3 protein-coding genes are annotated in these 1,705 nt (G+C 61.3%); all 3 read left to right on the top strand.

Annotation, left to right across the window (positions count from 1 at the left end; translation table 11 throughout):
- Nucleotides 1–195: cation transporter (locus tag B3520_RS00095; protein ID WP_286874948.1), on the top strand; the 195-nt coding region annotated here is incomplete at its 5' end.
- A gap of 53 nt (nucleotides 196–248) precedes the next feature.
- Nucleotides 249–368 carry a mercury resistance system transport protein MerF gene (merF, locus tag B3520_RS17460; RefSeq protein ID WP_286806357.1) on the top strand — a complete coding sequence of 40 codons (120 nt, stop codon included), beginning with the start codon at nucleotides 249–251 and terminating at the stop codon, nucleotides 366–368.
- Between the two features lie 73 nt (nucleotides 369–441).
- On the top strand, nucleotides 442–1,705 hold a 1,264-nt coding region (gene merA, locus B3520_RS00105; protein ID WP_286874951.1), incomplete at its 3' end, for a mercury(II) reductase.

Consider the following 1,705-nt stretch of genomic DNA (forward strand, 5'->3'; position numbering starts at 1 on the left):
TCGGCCTGCCCGATCACCGTCAAATCCGCTCTCAAGCGGGTGGAAGGGGTGAGCGCTGTCGAAGTTCGCTATGAAGAACGTGATGTGACGGTCACTTTCGACGATGAGAAAACGTCCGTCGAGGCACTCACCCAGGCAACAACCAATGCGGGCTATCCGTCCACGCTGCAACAAGCCGGAACCAAACAGGAGTAGCCATAAAAGATCCCAATCCTCTATTGCGAGTGAGCATTATTGGAGCGGTCATAGTGGCGCTGTGCTGTTTTACGCCGGTCCTGGTGGTTCTATTCGGGGCCGTCGGCCTGGCCTCGTTGACCGGCTATCTCGATTACGTGCTGTTGCCCGCGCTCGTATTTTTTTCGGCCTGACCTGCTACGCCCTATGGCGCAAAAAGCAATACGACGCCTGCTGCGATAGCCCCTCTACCAAGGAGTCACATGAATGAGTAACGACAACCTGCATATTGCTGTGATTGGCAGTGGCGGCGCTGCCATGGCCGCCGCCCTGAAGTCATCGGAACGCGGAGCCCGGGTCACGCTGATCGAGCGTGGCACCATGGGGGGCACCTGCGTGAATATCGGCTGTGTGCCATCCAAAATCATGATCCGGGCCGCGAACGTGGCCCATCTACGCCGCACCAGTCCGTTCGACGAGGGTATTGCGGCGACCGAGCCCTCCATTGACAGGCCCCGCTTGCTGGCCCAGCAACAGGCCCGGGTTGAGGCGCTTCGTCACGCCAAATATGAGGGCATCCTTGACGACAATCCGGCGATCACTGTCTTGAAGGGTGAGGCTCGTTTTATCGATGCCAATACATTGCAGGTAACGGGAGCCGACGGCACGGAACGCGAGGTGCGCTTTGACAGAGCGTTCATCGGTACCGGCGCGCGGCCAGCCATCCCCCCGGTTCCAGGCTTGTCCGGTACGCCGTACTGGACGTCCACCACGGCACTGGCCAGCGACAGCATTCCGAACCGGCTGATTGTCATTGGCGGTTCCGCCGTGGCGGTGGAACTGGCCCAGGCGTTTGCCCGGCTGGGCAGCGAGGTGACCATTCTGGCGCGCAGCCGGCTGTTTTCCCGGGAGGACCCGGCCGTGGGCGAGGCCATTGAAACCGCTTTCCGGGCCGAGGGCATCAAGGTATTGAACGGCACGCAGGCGAGCGAAATCAGCTATGCCGATGAGGAGTTCGTGCTCGACACAAACGCCGGGGAACTGCGGGCTGATCGGTTGCTGGTGGCCGTGGGACGCACACCGAACACCGAGATGCTCAACCTGGATGAAATCGGCGTCGAGACGGATCGGGGGGCCATTGTCGTGGACGAGCAGCTTCAGACGCGAGTGCCGGGCATATACGCCTCCGGTGACTGCACCAATCAACCCCAGTTTGTCTATGTGGCGGCCGCAGGTGGCAGCCGGGCAGCGGTCAATATGACCGGCGGCGATGCCCAGCTGGATCTCAGTGCCATGCCGGAGGTGGTTTTTACCGATCCGCAGATCGCGACCGTCGGTTTATCCGAAGCTGACGCCGAGGCAAAAGGCTACGCCACCGACAGCCGTACCCTGACTCTCGACAACGTGCCGCGGGCCCTTGTCAACTTCGATACCGGAGGGTTCATCAAACTGGTCGCCGAACGTGAAAGTGGACGGTTACTGGGCGTGCAGGCCGTGGCGGGAGAAGCAGGGGAGCTGATCCAAACGGCGG

This window comes from Marinimicrobium sp. UBA4509 (genome assembly GCF_002388575.1).
GTDB classification, from domain to species: Bacteria; Pseudomonadota; Gammaproteobacteria; order Pseudomonadales; family Cellvibrionaceae; genus Marinimicrobium; species Marinimicrobium koreense.